The organism is Ancalomicrobiaceae bacterium S20 (assembly GCA_040269895.1).
Classification (GTDB): Bacteria; Pseudomonadota; Alphaproteobacteria; order Rhizobiales; family Ancalomicrobiaceae; genus Methyloraptor; species Methyloraptor flagellatus.
Genome location: CP158568.1, coordinates 2,704,725 through 2,726,878 on the forward strand (window position 1 = coordinate 2,704,725; position 22,154 = coordinate 2,726,878).

Genomic DNA, 22,154 nt, shown 5'->3' on the forward strand with positions numbered 1-22,154 from the left:
ATCGCCGCCGATGCGCGGCCGGAAATCCGGCGTCCCCAGGCGCGCATGCCGGCGCGCGGCCGGCCTTGCGCCGCCTCGCCGAGCCCGTAATGCGCCGCGAGCCGGGTCAGCGCCATGCGGACGATGACCTTGGCGCAGCGCGGCGGCCAGCCGCGTTCCTTCTCGACCGTCTCGAGCCCCTTCAGGTGGCAGCAGACGTCGACCAGCGCGTCGCCGAGATCCGGGCCGACCGCCTCGATCGCACGCGCGACCCGGTCGCGGGCGGCGAGCGCGGCGTCGGTCAGATCGGCGATCCCCCCGCCCCGCCCTTGCCGCCGGCGACCCGGCCATCCGACCAGTTCGAGGTGACCGTCGGCATCATGCGGGCGCGGGTGAAATCGCCGCGCAGGCGCTCGCCGGCCTGGATCTCGGCCGCAGCGAGATGGCCGCGCCGGGCGAGCCAGCCGAGCGGGCTCTCGGCGAGATCGATATGAGCGATCGTGGCCGACATGGCGCGGGCCGGATCCTCGGCACGCCGCTGCCGGGCTGCGACGCGACTGCGCCGGCCGGCGCCGAGGCCCGACGCCCGAGCGCCGAGCGCTTCGGCGTCGCCAGGGACCCGCGACGCATCCACCTCCTCGGCGGCACGATCGACCGCGTCGGGACCGACCGCGACCACATCGCCATGCTGCGCGCGGAAGCCGAGATGCGGCCGTCGGTTGCGGGCGAGGCGCGCCCTTCCGGCGGCGGTCGGCGTCAGGCGCTCGCCGTCGAGGCGGACGAGATCCGCCCGCACCAGGGCGCCGAGCAGAGCCTCGTCGAGACCGGACCGGCGCAGGCCCGCGGCGGTGACGACGACCAGGACCGGCTTGTCGCCGCTGCGATCGATGCGGGCGTCGCCGGCGGCGATCGCGCCGAGCAGCCGATCCGCCGGATCGGCGCGCAGGGTCTTGTCGCCACTCATCGCCGCACCTCCGAATTCCGGCGCCCGGATCGCGGTTCGGGTCGCGTCCCGAACCGTGGGTCCGCGCGGGGTGACGAACGCGAACTCGAACGGGATCCGGGTCGCGCGGCCGGCGGCGCGGCGCCCCAGCCGGGCACGGCGTCCTCGACACCGATGCTGCTCCACAATGTGGTCGCCGTCTCCATCGCGGCGATGATCCGGTCGAGCCCCGGATCGTCGCGGCGATCCTCGATCACCCGGCAGGCATGGGCCACCGTGGTGCGATCGCGGCCGAAGTGACGGCCGACCGCGGTCAGCGTCAGCCCGCCCCAGACATGCGCGAGATACATGGCGATCTGCCGGGCCAGCGCGACGTTGGCGTGACCGCGACTCGAGGCGAACAATTCGCCGGGCGCGAAGCCGAAAGCGGCCGATACGACCACTTCGATGTGGATCAGATGCTCGATCGGATGCCTGCGGCGCGGCCGCCCGAGCGGGCAACGCGACCGGCGGACGCGTCGCGGCGTGGCGTCGGAAGCGACCCCATCATTGACTGCAACAAAACACATGGACATCTCCTGCGCGAATTTTAGGACCATGGTCCTATCAATTCTGAGCTGTCGCCGCGGAGCGGGGATAACTTCTGTGTTTATATAGTGAATCGACAACCCCAAATGGTGAATTCTGGCCGATCTTATCCCCGCTCCGAAAATCCGGGTGACAATGGGATCGATGCGGCGGGACGACCGCGCCCGGTGGGCCACCCCGTCGCGTCCCCATGGCCCCCCCACCCGTGCCGCAACGGAGACTTCGCCATGACTTCGACGTCCACTTCCCCCTTGATCGCAACGGCCGACAGCAGCAGTCCGCCGGGGCCGAGCGCGCCGGGCCATCCGGACTGCCGGACCTGTCGGCGGTGTTCCACGGTTTGCGGGCGCGGCGCGGCCGGGCCCGGCGCATCGTCGCGCGCGGGGTCGCCCATTACGATCGCCACCGCATCCTGCCGCGTCTGGTTCCGGCGACGCCGGACATGCTCGGCGATCGGTCGGCCGAGAACGGCGCGCGCATCGTGGCGACGCTCGAGCGGGCGCTGCGCGCCGAACGCGCCCGCGGCCGTGCGGGTCACTGGACCTACAGTCTCGATCGCCACATCGGCCTGACCCAGGCGCTCGCCGCCGAGAAGGCGGCGCTGCGGTCGCAATCGGGCAGACGGTCGCCCGGAAACAATGACGCCTCACAGCGCATCGGCGGCGCGAAGAGCCGTAAGCCCGGCGCCCGCTGACACGCTCGCCCCCGAAGTGCCAGGACCGGCCGTCATCGAATGCAGTCCGTTTTGCGTCCCGCCCGCCCTCAGCGAGCCCCCGCTCCATGGATCTTCGGGATCAGGTCGTCGAGCAGCCGGTTCGGGAAGCGGCGGTTCTGGACGATGGCGTAGAAGGTCTCCGACACCTCCGGGATGCGGCAGAATTCGACCAGGACGCCGCTTTCGAGTTCGTCGCGAACGACGATCGGCGGCACCAGGGTCGCGCCGTCGCGCTCGCGCGCGAGCAGGCGCAGCATGGCCATGTCGTCGACCTCGGCGAGGATGATCGGCCGGATGCCGTGGCGTTCGAGCACCCGGTCGAAGGCGACGCGGATGGCGCTGTCGAGGCTCGGCAGCAACAGCGGTTCGGTGGCGAGGTCATCGGGAAAGCGGAAAGCCCATCCCTTGTCGAAAGCGCCGTTCTCGGGTGCCCCGGCGCTAGGGCCTGCGGTCCGCCGCGGGCGTCCCACCAGGCTGACCGGCTGCTCGTCGAGCAGATGGTTGCGCAGCGAGGAGCGCGCGTCGCGCTCGGCGGCGCTGTTCGCCAGCACGACATCGATCGCGTGCGCCTCCAACTGTGCGATGAGGTCGCGCATGTTGCCGGAACGGACGATCAGCTCGACGTCGGAGCGGCCGATCAGCGGCCGCAGGAACTCGAGCTGGAAGTTGCGCGACAGCGTCGTCAGCGCGCCGACCCGGAGCACCTGCCGGCTCGCCACCGGCCGGCCGCGCAGGGTGCTCATCAGCTCCTCGCCGGCCTCGAACACCGTATCGGCATAGTCGAGCGCGATCTTGCCGGCCTCCGTCAGCACCAATCTCTTGCCAACCCGCTCGAACAGCGGATGGCCCATCTGGTGCTCGAGCTTCTGAATCTGAACCGAAAGCGCCGATTGCGACAGGTGCATGCGCTCGGCCGCCCGGGTCAGGCTGCCCTCGTGGGCGACGGCCCAGAAATAGCGCAGGTGGTTGTAGTTCAGATCCCGCATCGTTCTATTAAAACGAACGATAACGCGCAGACAATGAATTTTATCTGAGATCGCCGTCCCGCTACTCCTCGCCTCCGAACCGTCTTCGCCCGGAGGTGCCCCCATGACACTCGATCTCGTACGGGATTTCGCGCCGCTCGCAGCGCCCGCCCTGCTCGTCGCCGCCGGCCTCGCCGGCTTCGCGAGCCGGGGGCCGCGTCCACGCCGGATCACCCTGCTCGCGGAGGCCGCCGCGGCCCTCGCCCTGCTGGTCACCGTCGCCGCGACCGCCGAACTGATCGCACACGGCCCCCGCGAAACGCCCGTCCTTGGCCTCGTGGGCTACGGCCTCGCGTTCCGGCTCGACGTCGTCTCGGCGACGATGCTGCTGCTCGTGACCTTCATCGGCTGGGTCGTGCTGCGCTATGCGCGGACCTACCTCGACGGCGAGGCCCGGCAGGGCGCCTTTACCGGGTGGCTCTGCCTGACGCTCGCCGCCGTGCTGCTGCTCGCCGGCGCCGGTAATCTCGTCCAGCTGGTCGCGGCCTGGATCGCGACGAGCCTGTTCCTGCATCGGCTCTTGCTGTTCTACCCGGAGCGGATCGCCGCTCGGCGCTCGGCGCGCAAGAAGTTCATCACCGCACGGCTCGGCGACGGCGCTCTCATCGCGGCGGCCGGGCTCATGGTCGCCGCTTACGGCACAGCCGATGTCGGCGCGATCCTCGACGCCGCGCGCACTGGCGAGGGCGGCGCGGCAGCGGCCTGGGCGGCCGGATGTCTCGCGCTCGCGGCGATACTGAAGTCGGCGCAATTCCCGACCCATGGCTGGCTCGCCGAGGTCATGGAGACGCCGACGCCGGTCTCGGCGCTGCTGCATGCCGGCGTGATCAATGCCGGCGGCTTCCTGCTCGTGCGCTTCGCGGACGTCATGCTGCTCGCGCCCGACGTGCTGGCGGCGCTGGTGGTGATCGGCGGCTTCACGGCGCTGTTCGGCAGTCTCGTGATGCTGACGCAGCCGGCGGTGAAGACCTCGCTCGCCTGGTCGACGGTCGCGCAGATGGGCTTCATGATCCTCGAATGCGGGCTGGCGCTGTTCCCGCTCGCTCTGCTGCACATCGTGGCGCACTCGCTCTACAAGGCGCATTCCTTCCTCGCCTCGGGCGGCGCCGTCGAACGGGTCGCGGCGATCCGGCGGCCCGGACCGGTCGCGATCCCGCGCGCCGCGGCGGTCGGGCGCGCCTTCCTCGCCGCGCTCGTCATCTACGGGCTCGCCGGTCTCGCCTTCGGGATCGGGCACAAGTCGCCGCAGGCGATCGCGCTCGGCGCGATCCTGATCTTCGGCGTCGCCTACATGCTGGCGCAGGGCTTCGCCGATGCCGCGCCGCGCGCTGACGCGGCAGACCGCCCTCTACGCGGTCGCGACCTCGCTCGGCTACTTCGCACTTCAGACCGCCGCAACATGGGCGACGGCCGGGATCCTGCCCGCGCCGCCGGCGCCGAGCGCGCTCGAATGGTGGCTGATCGGGCTGACGGTGACGAGCTTCGGCGCCGTGGCGATCGTGCAGGCCATGTTCCCACTCTGGGCCTATCACCCGGCCGCCGCGGGCCTGCGGGTCCACCTGTCGAACGGCCTCTACATCAACGCGATCGCCGACCGTTGGCTCGGCGGTTGGACCATCCGGCATTCGTCCTGATCGGCTAAGGAGGGCTCCGCCATGTTCATCGATCATCCGTCGTCCCCGCCCGATCGGCCTTCCGCGCCTTTCAGCACCGACTGGCACGCCGCGATCGATCGCGCCGTCCGGGCGATCCCGCCGGCCTGGCCGCTCGCGGCGACCGTCGCGGTCAATCCCTATCTCGGCCAGATCGGCGAGCCCCTGGGGATGGCCGGCGCCCGACTGGCGCGCGTCGCCGGCGCGGCCGTCACCATGCCGCGCGCCTGGTATCAGGCGAAGATCGCCGCCGGCGAAATCACGGACGCAGACCTGATCGCCGCCTGGGCGGCCGCGCCGGCGGCGCTGCGGCCGGCGGACCTCGCGAGCCTGAAGCAGGCGGCGGCGAGCCCCGCGCCGGCGCCGACCCCGTTGCCGACGGTCGCCGATCTCGCGGCCGATGTGTCCGGGCTCGACTGGCCGGGCATCGTCGCCGAGCGGTTCGGCGCCTGGGCGGCCGGGCATTTCGACGAGGGGCAGGCGCTGTGGGCCGCGCCGCGCGGGCGCGGCGCCTATGCGGCTTGGCGGGCGGTCGCGACCCATGACCTGACGCCCGAGATCGCCGGCCTCTCCGGCTTCGCCCGGCACGTGTGGGAAGCGCCCGACACGGCCGCGGCCGCGATCGCGCGCGCCGCGGCGACGCTCGGGCTCGCGGAGCCGGAGGCCGAGACCTCATTCCACCGCCTGCTGATGTCGCTCGGCGGCTGGGCCCAATGCGCGCGCTACCAGCTCTGGCAGGCCGAGCTCGCCGGCGGCACGGACGACACCGTCGTCGACGTGCTGGCGATCCGGCTGATCTGGGAGGAGGCGCTGTTCCTGCGCTATCGCGACCGGATCGCGGCCGCCTGGGCGGACGTTCGGGCCGCACATGCCACGCCGATCGTGCCGACGCCGGATCTCGTCGTCGACACGATCCTGCAGGAAGCGGCGGAACGGGCGGCGCAGCGGGCGCTCGCCCGGGTTCTCGGCGCGGACCTCCGGTCGATCCCGGCCGCGAGACCGGTCGACCGGCCGACGCTGCAGGCCGCCTTCTGCATCGACGTGCGCTCGGAGGTATTCCGGCGCGCGCTCGAAAGCTGCGACCCCGGCATCCGGACCCTCGGCTTCGCCGGCTTCTTCGGCCTCGGCGCCGCGCATCGGCGCTTCGCCTCGGATGTCGAGGAGCGGCGGCTGCCGGTCCTGCTCAATCCGGGCGTCTTCACCTGTTCCGGCGGGCCGGAGACCGTGGCCGCGGACAAGGCCGCGCGGTTCAAGGCGCGGGCGAAGCGGGCCTGGGGGCGGTTCAAGCTCGCTGCCGTGTCGTCCTTCGCCTTCGTCGAGGCGACCGGGCCGATCTATGCCGGCAAGCTCGTCAAGGACGCGCTCGGCCTCGCGGGTACGGCCACGGCGGCCGAGCCGGCGCCGCGGCTCGATCCCGCGCTCGATCTCGCCACCAGGACCCGGATCGCCTCGACCGTGCTCAGGGCCATGTCGCTGACCGGCGGCTTCGCCCGCGTGGTGCTGCTCGCCGGCCATGGCGCGCATGTGACCAACAATCCGCATGCCAGCGCGCTGCATTGCGGCGCGTGCGGCGGCTATTCGGGCGAGGTCAATGCGCGGCTGCTGGCGGGCCTGCTCAACGACACCCAGGTCCGGCACGGCCTCGCCGATGCCGGTATCGTGATCCCGGCCGACACGCTGTTCGTGGCGGCGCTGCACGACACCACGACGGACGCCGTGACGCTCTTTGCCGAGGATCATCCGAGCGCCGCGCATGCGGCCGATCTCGCGCGCGTTCGGCGCTGGCTGGCAGCGGCGGGCGCGCTGGCGCGGACCGAACGCGCGTTGCGGCTGCCGCGCGCGGGCGGTCCGGGCGATATCGCGGTCCGCAGCCGCGACTGGGCCGAGACACGGCCGGAATGGGGGCTGGCGGGTTGCAAGGCCTTCATCGCCGCGCCGCGCTCGCGCACCGCGGGCAAGAGCCTGGAAGGCCGCGCCTTCCTGTACGATTACGACTGGCGGCAGGACAAGGACTTCGGCGTGCTGGAGCTGATCCTGACCGCGCCGGTCGTGGTCGCGAGCTGGATCAGCCTGCAATACTACGGCTCGACCGTGTCGCCGGAGGTGTTCGGCGGCGGCAACAAGCTCCTGCACAACGTGGTTGGCGGCATCGGCGTGGTCGAGGGTAACGGCGGACCGCTGCGCGTCGGCCTGCCCTGGCAGTCGGTGCATGACGGCGAGCGCTATATGCACGAACCGCTGCGGCTGTCGGTGCTGATCGAGGCGCCGCGCGAGGCCATGACCGAGATCCTCGCCCGGCATCCGCAGGTCCGGGCGCTGTTCGACAACCGCTGGCTCCACCTTTTCGCGCTCGACGACGCGGGCCGGATGGCGTGGCGCTATGCCGGCGACCTGCGCTGGGCATCCGAAGGCGAAGCGACGACCGAGCCGTTGCGGCGGGCTGGCTAAGAGACAGCGCCGCGAGAACGGGTGCAGAGGCCCGGTTGCCCGGCAGGGCGATCGAGCCTCTGGCCTTTGCCGGCAACGGGGCCTTACTCTGGCGCGCCCCTGCCGAGAGAAGGAAAGCCCCTTGCCCGATCACTCGTCCGACGCCACCAGAGCCGACCGCCTGGCCAGTCTCCTGCGTGACGCCCGCGCCTCCGGCGAGGCGCTGGCGTCCGTGCCGGACGACCTCATGCCCCGCGATGCGGCCGAGGCGGACGCCTGCCAGTTCGCGGTCGTCGACAGTCTCGGTGCGATCGGCGCCTTCAAGGTGATGCAGGTCGGCGATGCCGCCGGCAGTCTCGGGCCGATCCCCGCGCGCCACGTGCTGACCGCGCCCTGCTCGCTGGCGCTGCCGTCGTCGCGGATCCGGATCGAGCTCGAGCTGGCGTTCCGGATCGGGCGCGATCTCCCCGGCCGTGCCGACGGCCACCCTTACGGCCGCAACGAGGTCGCCGAGGCGATCGCGAGCGCGCTCCCGGTGTTCGAGATCGTCGAGTCGCGCCTGCCCGCCGGTCTGTCGGGACTGATCGGCCGCGCCGATTCGATGAGCAATTGGGGCCTGGCGCTCGGCACCGAGATCTCCGACTGGCGGACGCAGGTCCGTTCCGATCTCACCGTGCGGCTGACCATCGCCGGCCGCACCGTGGTCGACAGCGTCGGCGGGCACCCGTCTGGCGATCCCGCCCATGCGCTGCCCTGGCTCGCCAACGCGCTGGTCGCCGCCGGCCGGCCGCTCGCGGCCGGCCAGATCGTGACCACCGGCGCCTTTGGCGGCGCCCATCCGGTCGAGGCGGGCGACACGGTCGAAGGCGCGATCGGCGATTTCGACCCGATCGCCATGCGCTTCACCGCGGCATGACCGTCGTCGCCGGTCCGGTCCGTCGGCGTCCCCCTCACGGGCTCCGGCTTGACTTGTCCGTGCACCGACGAGATCTCAGAGAAAGGCATCAACGCTGATCGGCTCGCGCTCATGACGTCCGCCCGCCAAGCACCGCAGCGGCTGACCATCGGTTTCGTCCTCGCCAAGGACTTCACCATGTCGGCCTTCGCGCTGTTCATCGACACGATCCGCCTCGCCGCCGACGAAGGCGACCGCAGCGGCAAGGTTCGCTGCGACTGGAACGTGCTGAGCAGCGGCGGCCACCTGATCCGGTCGAGCACCGGCGTGCAGGTGGCGCCGACCGCCCGGCTCGGCGATCCGACCCGCTATTGCTACATCGTGGTGGTCGGCGGCCTGCTGCGCGATCCCGAGCCGCTCGACGCCGAATGCGTCGCCTTCCTGAAGCGGGCCGATGTCGCCAGGGTTCCGATCGTCGGGATCTGCACCGGCGCCTTCATCCTGGCGCGGCACGGCCTGATGGACCGCAGGCAGGCCTGCGTGAGCTGGCTCCACTATCAGCAGTTCAAGGACGAATTCCCGAACATCGACGTGCGCGCCGACCGGATGTTCGTTGTCGACCGCGACCGCATCACCTGCTGCGGCGGATCCGGCGCGGCGGACGTCGCGGCCTATATCGTCGAAGAGCGGCTCGGGCCGAAGATTAAGCAGAAGGCGCTGCAGGTGCTGCAGATCGAGAAGGCGCGGCCGGCCTCCGATCCCCAGCCGCGCACGCCGGTCGAGATCAATGTGCAGAATGCGCGGCTCAAGCGGGCACTGCTCCTCATGGAGCAGAACATCTCCGAGCCCCTGCGGATCGAGGAACTGGCCCGGACCTGCAACGTCTCGGTCCGCAATCTCGAACGGATCTTCACCGCCGAACTGGGCGCGACGCCGGCCGACGCCTACAAGCGCATCCGCCTCGACATGGCGCGCAAGCTGGTTGTCGACACCGATCGCCCGCTGACCGACATCGCGCTCTCGACCGGCTTCTGTCATCCCTCGTCGTTCTCGCACGGCTTCAAGAAGCTCTTCGGCATCTCGCCGAGCCGCGCCCGGGCCGAGGCGCGACCCGCGGCAGCGGAATAGCGCAAAAGCCGGAGGCGGTCCGCCCGACGGAGCGGCCGATGGCGTTCATTCCTGGAATTGCAATCCAGAGAGGCCCGGACTCGCGGTCGGCAGCGAAAACCGGGAAGCTCGCCCCCAGAAGAGCGATCGTCAGGGCGAGGGGCCACGGCGTCTTGCGTCTCGGTCTGGAGCACCGACCATGGATGGGCAGAACGCCGAGACGCCGGGACTGAGCGAGGCTGAAGCCCGGCGGCGCCTCGCCGCCGAGGGGCCGAACGAGCTCGGCGATCCCGAGCGCCACGCGCTCTACCAGATCGCCCTGAGCGCGCTCACCGAGCCGATGTCGGCGCTGCTCGTCGCCGGCAGCATCCTCTACTTCCTGCTCGGCGACACGACCGAGGCGATCGTCCTGTTCCTGTTCACGACGTTCTCGATCGTCATCACCGTCGTGCAGGAGGCGCGGACCGAGCACATCCTCGATCGCCTGCGCGATCTGACGGCGCCGACCGCTCTCGCGTTGCGCGACGGCCAGCGACGCCGCCTGCCGGCGCGGGAGCTGGTGCGCGGCGACGTCGTGTTCCTCGGCGAGGGCGACCGCGTGCCGGCCGATTTGCGGCTCGTCGGCGCGCGTGATCTCGCGATCGACGAGTCGCTGCTGACCGGCGAGTCGGTGCCCGTGGCCAAGACGCTGACCACCGCGGCCGCGGCCACCGACGGCGACCCGACCAGCGCGCGCGCCGGCACGCTGGTGGTGCGCGGCTCCGGCCAAGGCGTCGTCACGGCGACCGGAGCACGCAGCGAAGTCGGGCAGATCGGCCGGAGCCTCGCCCTGCTCGAACCGGAGGCGCCGCGGTTGCGCGCCGAGACCCGGCAGGTCGTGCTGCTGTTCGCGCTTGGCGGCGGGGCGGTGTCCGTGGCCGCGGTGCTGCTGTTCGGGCTCCTGCGCGGCGGCTGGCTCGAAGCGCTGCTCTCGGGCATCGCGCTCGGCATGGCGATGCTGCCGGAGGAATTCCCGCTGGTGCTGACCGTGTTCGTCGCGATGGGGGCGTGGCGGATCTCGCGCGTGCGCGTGCTCGCCCGCCGCGGCGACGCGGTCGAAGCGCTCGGCGCGACCACCGTGCTGTGCACCGACAAGACCGGCACCCTGACCGAGAACCGCATGTCGATCGCGGCGCTGCACCTGCCGGACGGTCGGGCGTTCGGGGTGACGGTGCCGGCTGGTCCGGCCACAGCCGAGCTTCGCAGCGTTCTCGCCGCGGGCGTGCTCGCCTCGGCGCGTCATCCGCACGATCCGATGGAACTCGCCTTCCACGATCTCGCCGATGCCTGGGGGCTCGAACCGGCTTCCGCCTTGGCGCTGGAACACGAATGGGGCCTCGATGCCGGGCTCCTGGCGGTCACGCGCGTCTGGCGGCGGCCGGACGGCAGCCGTCTCGTCGCCGCCAAGGGTGCCCCCGAGGCGATCGCCATGCTCTGCCGCGCCGACGACGCCGCGCGCGCGGCCCTCGGCGACGCGGTCGCGGCGATGGCCGAGGCCGGACTGCGCGTGCTGGCCATCGCGGAGGCCGAGGCGGCGCCGGGCGCCCTGCCCGCGCGGCCGACCGATCTCGCTTTCCGCCTGCTCGGCCTCGTCGGCCTCGCCGATCCGCTCCGGGCGAGCGTGCCCGCCGCCGTCGCCGCCTGCCGCAAGGCCGGGGTCGAGGTGGTCATGATCACCGGCGACCATCCGGCGACCGCGCGCGCGATCGCGACCGGCGCCGGTCTCGGCGACGGCGAGGTCGTGACCGGCGCCGCACTCGAGCAGATGAGCGACGAGGCGCTCGGCGCCCGCCTCGCGGGCATCCGGGTGTTCGCGCGCGTGCGGCCCGAGCAGAAGCTGCGGATCGTCCGCGCCTATGCCGCGCGCGGCGAGGTCGTCGCGATGACCGGCGACGGCGTCAACGACGCACCGTCGCTGAAGGCGGCGCATATCGGCATCGCCATGGGCAAGCGCGGCACCGATGTCGCGCGCGAGGCGGCGGCGCTGGTGCTGCTCGACGACGACTTCGGCGCCATCGTCGCCGCGATCCGGCTCGGCCGCCGGATCTGGGACAATCTCAAGAAGGCGATGGCCTTCGTGGTCGCCGTCCATATCCCGATCGCCGGTCTGGCCCTGCTGCCCTTCCTGTTCGACCTGCCGATCCTGTTCGGACCGATTCACATCGCGCTCCTGGAAATGGTCATCGATCCGGTCTGCTCGATCGTGTTCGAGGCCGAACCGGAAGAGGAGGACGTGATGGCGCGGCCGCCGCGGGATCCGCAGACGCCGCTTCTGTCGACCCGGCTCATCGCCTGGGGCGCGGTGCAGGGCGTGATCGGCCTCGTGCTGGTCGCGGCGGTCGAGTTTTGGGCGATCTGGCGCGGCATGCCGATCGACGAGGTCCGCGCGCTCAGCTTCTTCTCGCTGGTCTGCGTGGTGATCAGCTTCGTCTTCGTCGGTCGCACCTTCGGCACCCACGGCTTCGGCCTGATCCGCCGGCCCAATCCGGCGCTCGCCATCGTCATGCTGGCGATGACGCTGGTGCTCGGACTGTCGCTCGTCTGGCCGGACGCGCGGGCGCTGTTCCGGTTCGGGCCGCTGCATGCCGACGATCTCGCCGTCACGGTCGCCAGCGGCGTCGGCGCGGTGGTCCTGCTGGAAGCGATCAAGGGCATCGCCCGGCGGTGGCTGGCCTGAGGCTCAACCGACAGTGAGAGCGACCGGCGCATCCGCGCCCTGCGCCAGCATCCAGTCCCGAAACAGCACCGCGCCCGGCTTCGGCGGCCGCCCCGCCGCCATGACCAGATGGATCGCCTCGCCGCTGCGATGGATCGTCGGCAGCGGATAGACGAGCTTGCCGGCGCGCACATGGTCGTGGACGAGGTGTTTCCAGCCGAGCGCGACGCCCTGGCCGAGAGCGGCGGCCTCGATCGAGCCGAGCGCGTCGGTGAAGACGAGATCGTGCCGGGCTCGCGGCAGCGACACGCCATGGCTCGTCAGCCAGCCGCGCCAGCTCAGACGATCGCGATGCCGCTCCTCGAAATGCAGGAGCGGGTGACCGAGCAGATCGGCGGGCGCGGCGATCGGCCCGTGTGCCTTCAGGTACGCCGGGCTGCAGACCGGGATGATCTCCTCGGTCACCAAGTGCCATGTCTCGACGCCCGGCCATCGGCCGCGTCCGAGCCGGGCGGAAATGTCGATATCCTCCTCGTTCAGGTCGAGATCGTCGCGACTGCTCTCCGCGATGCGCAGCGAGACGTCGGGGTGGCTGGCCTTGAAATCGCCGAGCCGCGGCAGCAGCCAGAGCTGCACGAAGGAGGCCGAGAACGACACCCGCACCGTATCGTGCGAGTGCTTCGTCCGGAGCGAGGTCATGACCTGGTGTAGATGGTCGAAGGCCTGCTGCACCTCCTTGTAGAGCCGAGCCCCCTCCGCGGTCAGTTCCAGCCGCGTGTGCTCGCGGCGGAACAGCTTCAGCTCGGAGGCTTCCTCGAGCCGCTTGATCGTCTTGCTGACGGCCGGTTGGCTGATGTTCAGCTCCTCGGCCGCTGCCGTGAAGCTGCGCCGCCGCGCGGCGGCTTCGAAGACGAAGAGCGAGTTGGCCGAGGAAACCAGCGAGCGCAGACGGTGCATAACTTCAGGTTATGCAGGCTCGACTTCTTTTGCAAGATCACAGCCCGGATCCCCGCGACTAGACTTCGCCGACGTGACCTGAGGGGGGATCCAGGATGCAAAGTCATGCGCGAGCCGTGGTCATCGGCGGCGGCTGCGTCGGGGCGGCCATTCTCTATGGCCTCGCCAAGCGCGGCTGGAGCGACGTGGTGCTCCTCGAACGCACGCAACTGACGGCCGGGTCGACCTGGCATGCGGCCGGACTGATCCCGTCCTATGCGCGCAGCCGCAACATCGCCCGCATGATCGCCAAGACGATCGAGATCTACGAGGGCCTCGAGGCCGAAACCGGCCAGCCCGTCGGCTGGCACAAGTGCGGCCAGCTGCGCATCGCCAATTCGCGCGACCGGCTCGATGAATACAAGAGCTACATGAGCGTCGCGGAGGCGCAGGGCACGCGCGCGCATCTGCTGACGCCCGCGGAGGCCCGCCAGCTCTGGCCGCTGCTCGACAACCGCGACATGCTCGCCGCCCTCCACCATTCCGACGACGGCCATATCGCGCCCGCCGACGTCACGCAGGCGATGGCCAAGGGCGCGCGCGACCGCGGCGCGAAGGTCGAGCTCAACACCGAGGTCAAGGGCTTCGAGCGGCTGGCGTCGGGCGAATGGAAAGTCATCACCAGCAAGGGCGACATCGTCTGCGAGCACGTCATCTCGGCGACCGGCAACTATGCCCGTCAGACCGGCGCCATGCTCGGCCTCGACATTCCCGCGATCCCGATCGTGCATCAGTACTGGATCACCGATGCGGTGCCGGAGGTGATCGAGCGCAAGCGCCAGGGCCTGCCGGAGATGCCGATCCTGCGCGACGAAGGCTTCGAGGGCTATCTGCGCGAGGAAGGCGACGGCCTGATGTTCGGCCCCTACGAGAAGACCGCCGAACTGAAGCTCTTCGCCGAGAACGGCGTGCCCGCCTGGTTCGGCGCCGACCTGCTGCCCGAGGACTTCGACGCGGTATCGTGGAACTGGGAGCGCGCGCTCGATCTCGTGCCGGCGCTCAGCCGTGTCGGGATCAAGGCCAATGTGCGCGGGCCGTTCCAGATGACCGCCGACGAGCTGCCGCTGGTCGGCGCGGCCTGGGGGCTCGACAATGTCTGGCTCGCCGAAGGCGTTCCGGGCGGCATCCTGTGGGGCGGAGCGATCGGCTACTACCTCTCGGAGCGGATCGTCGAGGGCGCCAACAGCCTCGACATGTCCGAGCTCGATCCACGCCGCTTCGGCGACTACGCCAACAAGGAATGGACCCGCGCCACCGTGCGCGAGGCCTGGGGCACCCATGCCGAGCAGCACTATCCCGGCGAGAGCCTCGAGGCGGCGCGCGGCCAGAAGACCGCGCCCTGCTACGACATCCTGAACCGCAAGGGCGCGGTCTGGGGCGTGCTGAACGGCTGGGAAGTGCCGAACTGGTACGCCCCCGAAGGGATCGAGGCGAAGGACCAGCTGAGCTGGCGCTGGACGGCAAAGGGCCGCTACGTCGGCGAGGAGGTCCATGCGGTGCGCAACGCCGTCGGCCTCGTCGAGATGACCTGCATGACCAAGTTCGAGGTCTCGGGTCCGGGCGCGGCCGACTGGCTGGACGGCATTCTCGCCAACCGCCTGCCGAAGACCGGCCGCGTCGCGCTCGGCCATCACCTGACCCGGACCGGCGGCGTCCAGGCGGAGTATGTCGTCGCCCGGCTCGCGGACGACGCCTTCTACCTGATCTCGACGCCGCGCGCCGAGCGTTGGAACTTCGACGATCTCTCGAAGCTCCTGCCCAAGGACGGCAGCGTCCAGCTGCGCAATGCCACCAACGAACGCGGCTGCTTCACGATCGTCGGCCCAAGGGCGCGCGATCTGCTGCAGGGGCTGACCGAGATCGACCTCTCCAACGCGGCGTTTCCCTGGTTCGGCGTGCGCTCGGGCACGGTCGGGCTTGCGAGCGACGTGCGGCTGCTGCGCGTCAACTACGAGGGCGAGCTCGGCTGGGAGCTCTATCATCCGATCGCCTATCAGCGGCACCTGTTGGAGGCCCTGCTGACGGCGGGCGAGGCGCATGGCTTGCGCCTGATCGGCATGCAGGCGCTCGAATCGTTGCGGCTCGAAAAGTCCTACCGCGCGATGTACCGCGACATGAACCCGGAACTGACCGCCTGGGAGAGCGGCCTCGATCGCTTCATCGCGCTCGACAAGGGCGACTTCATCGGCCGGGACGCGCTCGTGCGGCAGCAGCAGGCGGGCGTCCGCCAGCGTCTCGTCCCGATCGCCATCGAGACGGATGACGCGAGCGTAATCGCGCATGAGGGCGTCTATCGCGAGGGAGCGCTCGTCGGCCGCGTCACGTCCGGCAGCTACTGCTACACGCTCGGCCACGACGTCGCCTTCGCGCTGCTGCTGTCCGCACTCGGTGTGCCGGGGACCGAGCTCGCGGTGCCCATTCTCGGCGAGATGCGCAAGGCGCAGGTCATCGCCGAGGTGCCCTACGATCCGGACTCGGCACGCTGCCGGCTCTGAGGCGCCGACGGCCGAGCGAGAGCCGGCGTCTCGCGCACCCTCCCCGACGCCATCCACTCTGGAGCGGGCGCCCGTTGCCCGCTGCCGCCCCCGCCTTGCATGCCCGGCGGGACGCGCGGGGATTCAAGGCGGATTCTTGTCACTTAAAGCACAAACACAGGCTGCGGCTTCCCATATCGTACTCACGTTAGATCGCCGAGCAATCGGCCCGAAGATTTGGCGGAGTTTTCGATGCACGATGTGGAGGATGCGGTCGCTCGACTTGGCGATGCCATCGGTCTTGGCAAGTTGTCGCTCGATTCGAACGGCAATACCGCGTTTCGTGTCAACGATCATCTTCCTGTCTACCTGATAAAGGTCGGCGATCACGAGATCGAGGCGGTCACGCCTCTGGTCCGGTTCGGGACGGAGGCGTCGGCCTCGCTGCTCTACACGCTGCTGCAGACCAACGTCCCGGGGACCGACGTCGGCAGCGGGCGTCTGGCTATGGATCCGACCAGCGGCGGCATTTTCTACGAGGAGCGGTTCGACGTGCGCGACGTCGAACTCGCCGGTCTGCTCGATCGCCTGACGCGCTACCTGCGCCGTGCGACCGCGTGGGATGCGCCGGAGACGGTCGCCAAGGTGATCGCAGCGGCCGAGGCGATCGACGCCCCGCCGGTCGTCTCGGAAGCCGACGACGACGATTTCGACGCCACCGTGGACGCCGAGCCGGCGCCGACGCTCATCCGAATTTGACCGCACGCGATGCGGGAGGGGACCATGAAGAACTTCACCGAAGTCGTCGCGACCTTGTCGGCGCTGACCGGGATCGCGGACCTGCACCGCACGGACGGCGGGGCGGTCGAAATCCCGATCGACGGGATCGGCCTGCTCGAGATCCGGCCGGTGCCGGACGACGCCATCGATCTGGTCTGCGCGCTGCCGCTGAGCATCGACGTTCGCGAGCGCCATTCCCTGCGGGTCCTGCTGATCGCGAACCATCTCGGCGACGGAACGGGCGCCGCGCGCGTCGGCATCGAGAACCACGAGATCATCCTGAGCCAGCGCCTTGCGATCGGGCAGCTCGACGAAGCCGGCCTGCAACAGGCGATCGACGCCTTTCTGGCGCATGCGACGTTCTGGGCGAGCGGCGAGGTCGACCAGTATCTCGTGACGCCCCCGAAGATCAATTTCGACGAAGGCATCCTGCGCGCCTGAGGCGCCGGGCTTTCAACGACACCATTTGCGACGGAGATCGACCATGGGCAGCATCGGAGTGAACCGCGACAGCATTCGGCTCAGCTTCCTCGACACGACCGAGAACGTGGGCCAGACGAACAACGCGGACAAGACCGGCCATTACGACGACTTCCGCTTCTCGTCCATGGACAGTTCGACGGCGCCCACCAAGTCGAGCTCGATCGGCGAGAAGTTCAAGGCCGGCATCAAGACCATCCACCACGCGATCGCCGACAGCTTCATCGGCAAGGCGCTCGGAAAGGTCGAGTCGAAGATCCTGTCCTTCGTCGCCGACGTGAAGGAGCGCCGGCTGGAGAACAAGACCGAGCTCCTGAAGACGTCGCCCGAAGGCGCGAAGATCGTCAAGTCGGCCGAGTCCAGCACTTTTGATTCGGTCCTGGACGCGGTGAAGCCCCATGGGTCGGCGGGTGTCCGCGTCTTGGCCGAAGGCCTCTTGACCGCGGCCTGCAAGGACCGGGTCGGCGATGGTCCGCTCGACCCGGACAACGAGCAAGACAAGCAGATCATCGACAAGCTGACGGCCAACGTGCTGGCCCCGGCGTTGTCGCAAAATCCGGGTGGCGGCCAGACGATCGATGCCGCGCGGAAGCAGATCTCCGAATTCACCTCGATGATCGTCGGCGCCCACACAAAATCGACGCCGGACTCGCTCAAGTCGTTGCTGACCGTTTTCAACAAGGTTTCGAGCTTGCTCGCGGATGGACCGTCGCTCAAGGAGTTTCTCGCCGAACGTCTCGAGACCGATTTCGTGCGCATGGCCGGAAACGGCGCGGCCGCGGATGAAAGCGCCTTCGAGAAGACCTTCATGCGGGCGAACGCCACAATATCGGTGCTGACCGCACGTGTCGGTGGTGAAGGCCTCTACGCCGGACTGGATGACGTCAAAAAGGACGTGCATGCGGTGTTGGACATGACGAAGAACCTTCAGAAGGCGCATCGGTCCATCGGCGACAATACCGACGCCACGACGCCGCTGACCAAGGAGCAGCAAGCGGAGGCGCGCGTCGACCTCGACATCCAGATTCTGGATGCGGCTATCGGCAAGAACGGCGAGAAGGTCATCGAGCGGCTCGGCGAGGACGGCAAAGCTCAATTGCAGGAGACCGGCAGACAGATCATGCGTCTGGCCAAGGAGCAGGGCTTCTCGAACGAATTCGCCGACATCGTCGTTCGCAAATACTATCAGAACGTCATCTTCCTGAGGGGCATCTCCCCCCAGGTCACTGCGGCGTATGGCAACAATCCGGAATCGTCCGACTTCGACCCGGTCGGGAGCAAGGTCGTTACCAACGCGATCAAGGATCTGACGATCCTGTTCAACGAACTGGACCCGATGACGTCCAACTCGTTGAGCCAGTTTCCGGAGCTCCAGACGGCGCTGACGACGACGGATATTCCCGGGCGGCTGCTCAAGCTCTACGACGATCTCGGCATTCCCAAGACCGAACAATTCGAGCAGGCCGATGCGATCGAAACGGCCGAAAAGCTCGGCGCGATCCTGAGGCAGGGCGGCGACCAGCCGAACAACGTCGGCGACGTCAACCTGCACACCGACGAACTGGACGCCCTCCTGAGGTCGATCGACAATCCCGAGGTCCATCCCGAGGGCGACTATGAGGTCGAGGGGCAGATCGACAACAACGAGCAAGGCGGCAACGCCAATCCCCAGGTCTCGTCGAACGTCCCTGTCGAGCAGAGGGACGTCGGGGATGTCCGGCGCAAGACGGTCGTGGAGCCCACCGTCGAGGGCGACGACATCGAAGAAGACCTGGAACACGAGGAGACCACGGCCAGCGAGAACAACGCCCTGCTCGTCGAGCTGCGCCAGAGGGTCTTGAATGGCGAAAAGCTCGAGCCCACCGAACAGCGACTGCTGCAACAGCTCGAGCGACTGGATATCGGCAACCGGGCGAACTGACACGTCGGGTCGCAGGATGAGACGAGATCCGGCGCGCCGGCATCTCGTCTCGTCGACCGCAGCGTCATTGCAGCCAAGACTTGAAGGTCAAACAAAGAGATCACCATGCCGTGTGATCCGAAATTTCAGAATCACGCACTCGACACGACATGGAGCCTGTCTTTACGTTAACTTGCGACGATTCGGCCGCTCTATTGCGTTAACAAATCATCAAACATAATCTGGTCGCGGCTGACGTAAGGGCGGGCGGCACGTATGAAATTCGATGAACGCTTCAACGAGTTGCTCGACGAAGCCGGGCGTATCGTCGACATACTCGTCATGGACGAGTATCCGGACGAGCACTTCTGGCATCTCGCACTCGATCGAGACACGCTCGTGTTCGCGGAAATCGACGAGAAGCGCGGCGTGCTCATGCTGTCGTGCGATGTCGGGACCGTGAGCCAGCCCGAGCAGGGCCGGATCTACGAGTTGTTCCTGCGTTACAATCACGGCCCGGCCGCGCAATATGGCACGTACCTTTCGCTCGCCTCGGCGGCGGGGCCGGTCTGGCTGTGGTGCGAGTCGTCGGTCGCGACCCTCGACCGGACCTCGCTGGCCGACCTGCTTGCGACGTTTCGTCGGAAGGCCGGAGGCTGGAAGAAGATCGTGGATGGAAGCTGGAGTCCCGACGTGTTGCGGCGACCCGATTTCATGGAATTGGCGAGTGGCTCGGTAATCCGGGCCTGACCGAGAACAACAACAGCGCTCAAGGTCACCGAGACCCATTCCATGAAGATCACAAGCTCTCCCGATCAGCCGCGCCTGCCCTCGTCCGACGCTGTCGGCACCGGCGGCGGTCCGAAGATGTCGGCGCTGATGGTATCGAACTCCGCGGACGTCTCGCCATCGTTCCTGCGCGCCTTCCGTAGCGATCCCTCGATCGGCCGGTTCATGAACGACCGCGCCGGCGGTCGCGATCTCGTGCAAACCTTCGAGATGGACTTCGGCAAGGAGATCGCCGATCTGCTGTTCGGCAAAGCGACGGCGAAGGGACCGGCCGGAGTGGCGCAGGCCCCGCTCGACGGGGATCGTTTCGCCGGAGAGTGAGCCACCCCAGTCGGGCGGCCGGGTGTGCCACGATCGGTGGGGTTTCCGCGCGCAGCGTCTCGTTGGCAGGCGCCCGCCGCTGCTGAGACCGGCGCGGGCCGCTGCCGTGAAGCTGAGGCGCCGCGGTGATCAGTCGTTCGCCGCGCCCTTCATATGGTCGCCCTCGTCCATGTCGATCAGGCCGTGACCGAGCGGCCCCTTGTAGAGCAGGTCCCGGTTCCGGTTGACCCAGGTCAGGATCTCGGCCACCGCCTCGAACAGATCCTGCGGCACGAACTGATCGACCTCGGTGGTGGCGTAGAGTGCACGCGCGAGCGTCACGTTGCGGAACACCGGCACGCCGGCGCGCTCGGCCGAGGTGCGCAGCAGATGCGCATGATTGTTGCGCCCCTTCGCCGTCACCATCGGCAGCGGCGTGGTCTCGGGGTCGTAGCGGATGACCACGGCGAAATGGGTCGGGTTGACCACCACGGCCGACCCCTTGCTCGCCTGATGCGCGCCGTCGCTCATCAGCAGTTCGTGGGCGAGCTGCTTGCGGTGGCCCTTGATGTGGGGGTCGCCTTCGCTCTCCTTGAATTCCCGTTTGACCTCCTCCTTGGTCATCATCAGGCTCTTGGTGTAGCTGTGGCGCTGGTACATGAAGTCCGCGCCGGCGACGACGATGAACACCAGCGCCGTGTAGGACAGGATCTGCCGCAGCACGCCGACCATCACGCCGCCCTGGCAGCTCATGCCGCACTCGAGCGAGCCGACGAAGGCGCCGATCGAATCCCGCACGACGAAGTAGAGCAGGATCGACAGCACGACGATCTTCAGCACCGATTTCAGCGTCTCGATGAGCTGCTTCATCGAGAAGATCTTCTTCATGCCGGACGCCGGACTGATCTTGTCGAGCGACGGCATGATGCCTTCGAGCGCAAAGATGGTGCCGACCTGGAAGTAGTTGGCGGCGATCGCGGTGACGACGGTCACGCCGAGGACCGGCAGCAGCGTCTTGGCGATCTCGATCGAGACCAGGATCACCGCCTTGATGGCGTTCTCGCGGAAGTCGCCGCCGGAAAGCATCGTCACGATGTCGATCATGCGCAGGAACGCCGCCACGATCTCGGGAAACCGGACCCAGACGACGATGATGACCGCGAGCAGCGTCACCGCCGTCACGACCTCCTGGCTCTTGGCCACCTGCCCCTTGGCGCGCGCGTCGCGGATCTTCTTTGGGGACGGCGGTTCGGTCTTCTCGCCCGACTCGCTCACTGCGGCCTCCCCTGTTCGGGTGCCGGCGCCTGCTGCTGTTGCGGCGGCGGGTTGCGGGCCGCGGCCGTCCGCAGGGCCTCGTAGAACCAGTCGACCTTCGGGAAAGCGCCGAACAGCTGCTTCTGGGCGAAGGGGATCGCGGTCTGGAAGTAGAAGACCATCACGAAGATCGCGAGCGCGCTCTTGATCGGCATGGCGATCACGAACACCTGGATCTGCGGCGCGAAGCGACTGACCATGGCGAGCGCGAATTCGGCGACGAACATGATTGCGATGATCGGCGCCGCGAGCAGGATCGCGGTCATCATCGCATAGTCGAACATGCGCAGGATGATCTCGCCGAACTTCTCGTCGAGCACCGGCAGACCACGGGTCGCCGGCCAGAGCACATAGGAATTGTAGATCAGGCCGACGACCTGCAGGAACGCGCCGGTCGCGAAAATGTAGGTCAGATAGACCTGACTGAACATCTGGCCGAGCGGCGAGGCCTCCTCGCCCTGCAGCGGATCGATCGACGACGCGATGGCGGCGCCACGCTGGTTGTCGATCAGGCCGCCGGCGGCCTGCACGGCCCATTGCACCCAGCCGATCAGGTAGCCGATGGCGAAGCCGATCGCGACTTCCTTGACGACGTGGGCAAGGAAGCTCGCCGCCGAGCGATCGAAGGTGCGCGCGAGTTCGATGTTGACCGGAACCACGATGATCGCGAGCGACAGCACCGAGGCGGTGCGCGCCATCTGCGGCACGGCGTTGGTGTTCAGCATCTGCGAGGCGACCAGGCAGGCGTAGATGCGCGGCAGCGTCAGCAGAAATCCAATGATTTCCACATCGTAACTGCGCGATATCTCGACAAGGCTCTCCATCGCCCGGTCCGGCTCAGGTCATGTTGGGGAAGTCGTTGAAGAGCTTCAGCGTGAAGTAGAGGATCTGCGACCCGAGCAGGCCGGCCATGGCCGCGATGGTGATCGCGACCGCGACGAGCTTGATCGCGAACGACAGCGTCTGCTCCTGGATCTGGGTCAGCGCCTGCAACAGGCTGATCACGATGCCGACCACCGAGGCGACCACGATCGGCGGCATCGACAGGAACATGACGAGCATCATCGCTTCGCTCATCTGATGCAGGGCCTCGTT

General features: G+C 68.7%; 18 protein-coding genes and 2 pseudogenes. 12 read left to right on the forward strand and 8 right to left on the reverse strand.

Annotation, left to right across the window (positions count from 1 at the left end; genetic code table 11):
* Positions 1-143 precede the first annotated feature (143 nt).
* The 3 genes and pseudogenes from ABS361_12350 to ABS361_12360 all read right to left on the reverse strand — a co-directional run bounded on the left by ABS361_12350 (position 144) and on the right by ABS361_12360 (position 1,590).
* Positions 144-338, reverse strand: a pseudogene (locus tag ABS361_12350) (DUF6456 domain-containing protein).
* Positions 281-943: a DUF6456 domain-containing protein gene (locus ABS361_12355; protein ID XBY42904.1), complete on the reverse strand. Its 663-nt coding sequence runs from the start codon at positions 941-943 to the stop codon at positions 281-283. The pseudogene ABS361_12350 and the gene ABS361_12355 overlap by 58 nt, the downstream one beginning before the upstream one ends.
* The gene (locus ABS361_12360; GenBank protein XBY42905.1) at positions 940-1,590 is read right to left on the reverse strand and encodes a helix-turn-helix domain-containing protein; all 651 of its coding nucleotides are present in this window, start codon (positions 1,588-1,590) and stop codon (positions 940-942) included. The genes ABS361_12355 and ABS361_12360 overlap by 4 nt, the downstream gene beginning before the upstream one ends.
* A 110-nt stretch (positions 1,591-1,700) precedes the next feature.
* Here ABS361_12360 and ABS361_12365 point away from each other — a divergent pair, with 110 nt between their 5' ends.
* The gene (locus ABS361_12365) at positions 1,701-2,204 is read left to right on the forward strand and encodes a DUF6477 family protein (protein ID XBY42906.1); all 504 of its coding nucleotides are present in this window, start codon (positions 1,701-1,703) and stop codon (positions 2,202-2,204) included.
* A gap of 68 nt (positions 2,205-2,272) precedes the next feature.
* Here ABS361_12365 and ABS361_12370 read toward each other — a convergent pair whose 3' ends face one another.
* Positions 2,273-3,211: a LysR family transcriptional regulator gene (locus ABS361_12370; GenBank protein XBY46889.1), complete on the reverse strand. Its 939-nt coding sequence runs from the start codon at positions 3,209-3,211 to the stop codon at positions 2,273-2,275.
* Between the two features lie 103 nt (positions 3,212-3,314).
* On the opposite strand from ABS361_12370, the pseudogene ABS361_12375 reads away from it, so the two are divergent.
* The 5 genes and pseudogenes from ABS361_12375 to ABS361_12395 all read left to right on the forward strand — a co-directional run bounded on the left by ABS361_12375 (position 3,315) and on the right by ABS361_12395 (position 12,047).
* A pseudogene (locus ABS361_12375) lies at positions 3,315-4,884 on the forward strand (proton-conducting transporter membrane subunit).
* Between the two features lie 21 nt (positions 4,885-4,905).
* Positions 4,906-7,350 carry a DUF2309 domain-containing protein gene (locus ABS361_12380; GenBank protein XBY42907.1) on the forward strand — a complete coding sequence of 815 codons (2,445 nt, stop codon included), beginning with the start codon at positions 4,906-4,908 and terminating at the stop codon, positions 7,348-7,350.
* Positions 7,351-7,471: 121 nt separating this feature from the next.
* Positions 7,472-8,245, forward strand: coding sequence for a fumarylacetoacetate hydrolase family protein (locus ABS361_12385; GenBank protein ID XBY42908.1), 774 nt, complete (start codon positions 7,472-7,474; stop codon positions 8,243-8,245).
* A 111-nt stretch (positions 8,246-8,356) separates the two neighbouring features.
* Positions 8,357-9,352 (forward strand): GlxA family transcriptional regulator, encoded by a 996-nt coding sequence (locus tag ABS361_12390; protein XBY42909.1) that lies wholly within the window; start codon positions 8,357-8,359, stop codon positions 9,350-9,352.
* 178 nt (positions 9,353-9,530) lie between these two features.
* The gene (locus ABS361_12395; protein XBY42910.1) at positions 9,531-12,047 is read left to right on the forward strand and encodes a cation-translocating P-type ATPase; all 2,517 of its coding nucleotides are present in this window, start codon (positions 9,531-9,533) and stop codon (positions 12,045-12,047) included.
* Positions 12,048-12,050: 3 nt separating this feature from the next.
* Here ABS361_12395 and ABS361_12400 read toward each other — a convergent pair whose 3' ends face one another.
* Positions 12,051-12,983 carry a LysR substrate-binding domain-containing protein gene (locus ABS361_12400; GenBank protein ID XBY42911.1) on the reverse strand — a complete coding sequence of 311 codons (933 nt, stop codon included), beginning with the start codon at positions 12,981-12,983 and terminating at the stop codon, positions 12,051-12,053.
* A 95-nt stretch (positions 12,984-13,078) separates the two neighbouring features.
* Between ABS361_12400 and ABS361_12405 the strand changes: the two genes are divergently transcribed.
* The 6 genes from ABS361_12405 to ABS361_12430 all read left to right on the forward strand — a co-directional run bounded on the left by ABS361_12405 (position 13,079) and on the right by ABS361_12430 (position 19,766).
* A complete protein-coding gene (locus tag ABS361_12405; protein XBY42912.1) occupies positions 13,079-15,517 on the forward strand; it encodes an FAD-dependent oxidoreductase in 2,439 nt (812 codons plus the stop codon).
* A gap of 240 nt (positions 15,518-15,757) precedes the next feature.
* The gene (locus ABS361_12410; GenBank protein XBY42913.1) at positions 15,758-16,255 is read left to right on the forward strand and encodes a type III secretion system chaperone; all 498 of its coding nucleotides are present in this window, start codon (positions 15,758-15,760) and stop codon (positions 16,253-16,255) included.
* A 24-nt stretch (positions 16,256-16,279) separates the two neighbouring features.
* A complete protein-coding gene (locus ABS361_12415) occupies positions 16,280-16,717 on the forward strand; it encodes a type III secretion system chaperone (protein XBY42914.1) in 438 nt (145 codons plus the stop codon).
* Positions 16,718-16,775: 58 nt separating this feature from the next.
* Entirely contained in the window at positions 16,776-18,677 is a 1,902-nt protein-coding gene (locus ABS361_12420) for a hypothetical protein (GenBank protein ID XBY42915.1), read from the forward strand.
* A 255-nt stretch (positions 18,678-18,932) separates the two neighbouring features.
* The gene (locus tag ABS361_12425; GenBank protein ID XBY42916.1) at positions 18,933-19,406 is read left to right on the forward strand and encodes a type III secretion system chaperone; all 474 of its coding nucleotides are present in this window, start codon (positions 18,933-18,935) and stop codon (positions 19,404-19,406) included.
* Between the two features lie 42 nt (positions 19,407-19,448).
* Positions 19,449-19,766: a hypothetical protein gene (locus ABS361_12430; GenBank protein ID XBY42917.1), complete on the forward strand. Its 318-nt coding sequence runs from the start codon at positions 19,449-19,451 to the stop codon at positions 19,764-19,766.
* Positions 19,767-19,895: 129 nt separating this feature from the next.
* On the opposite strand, the gene sctU is transcribed toward ABS361_12430, so the two are convergent.
* The 3 genes from sctU to sctS are packed head-to-tail and all read right to left on the reverse strand — an operon-like array spanning position 19,896 to position 22,136.
* The gene (gene sctU, locus ABS361_12435; GenBank protein ID XBY42918.1) at positions 19,896-21,020 is read right to left on the reverse strand and encodes a type III secretion system export apparatus subunit SctU; all 1,125 of its coding nucleotides are present in this window, start codon (positions 21,018-21,020) and stop codon (positions 19,896-19,898) included.
* A complete protein-coding gene (gene sctT / locus ABS361_12440; protein XBY42919.1) occupies positions 21,017-21,847 on the reverse strand; it encodes a type III secretion system export apparatus subunit SctT in 831 nt (276 codons plus the stop codon). The genes sctU and sctT overlap by 4 nt, the downstream gene beginning before the upstream one ends.
* 49 nt (positions 21,848-21,896) lie before the next feature.
* On the reverse strand, positions 21,897-22,136 hold the full coding sequence (gene sctS, locus ABS361_12445; GenBank protein ID XBY42920.1) for a type III secretion system export apparatus subunit SctS: 240 nt from the start codon (positions 22,134-22,136) through the stop codon (positions 21,897-21,899).
* Between the last annotated feature and the right edge of the window lie 18 nt (positions 22,137-22,154).

Excerpts from the sequence above, each read along its gene's own strand:
- ABS361_12355 (XBY42904.1), bottom strand. The coding sequence starts at position 943 with ATGAGTGGCGACAAGACCCTGCGCGCCGATCCGGCGGATCGGCTGCTC.
- ABS361_12365 (XBY42906.1), top strand. The coding sequence starts at position 1,701 with ATGGCCCCCCCACCCGTGCCGCAACGGAGACTTCGCCATGACTTCGAC.
- ABS361_12370 (XBY46889.1), bottom strand. The coding sequence starts at position 3,211 with ATGCGGGATCTGAACTACAACCACCTGCGCTATTTCTGGGCCGTCGCC.
- ABS361_12380 (XBY42907.1), top strand. The coding sequence starts at position 4,906 with ATGTTCATCGATCATCCGTCGTCCCCGCCCGATCGGCCTTCCGCGCCT.
- ABS361_12390 (XBY42909.1), top strand. The coding sequence starts at position 8,357 with ATGACGTCCGCCCGCCAAGCACCGCAGCGGCTGACCATCGGTTTCGTC.
- ABS361_12395 (XBY42910.1), top strand. The coding sequence starts at position 9,531 with ATGGATGGGCAGAACGCCGAGACGCCGGGACTGAGCGAGGCTGAAGCC.
- ABS361_12400 (XBY42911.1), bottom strand. The coding sequence starts at position 12,983 with ATGCACCGTCTGCGCTCGCTGGTTTCCTCGGCCAACTCGCTCTTCGTC.
- ABS361_12405 (XBY42912.1), top strand. The coding sequence starts at position 13,079 with ATGCAAAGTCATGCGCGAGCCGTGGTCATCGGCGGCGGCTGCGTCGGG.
- ABS361_12415 (XBY42914.1), top strand. The coding sequence starts at position 16,280 with ATGAAGAACTTCACCGAAGTCGTCGCGACCTTGTCGGCGCTGACCGGG.
- ABS361_12425 (XBY42916.1), top strand. The coding sequence starts at position 18,933 with ATGAAATTCGATGAACGCTTCAACGAGTTGCTCGACGAAGCCGGGCGT.
- ABS361_12430 (XBY42917.1), top strand. The coding sequence starts at position 19,449 with ATGAAGATCACAAGCTCTCCCGATCAGCCGCGCCTGCCCTCGTCCGAC.
- sctS (XBY42920.1), bottom strand. The coding sequence starts at position 22,136 with ATGAGCGAAGCGATGATGCTCGTCATGTTCCTGTCGATGCCGCCGATC.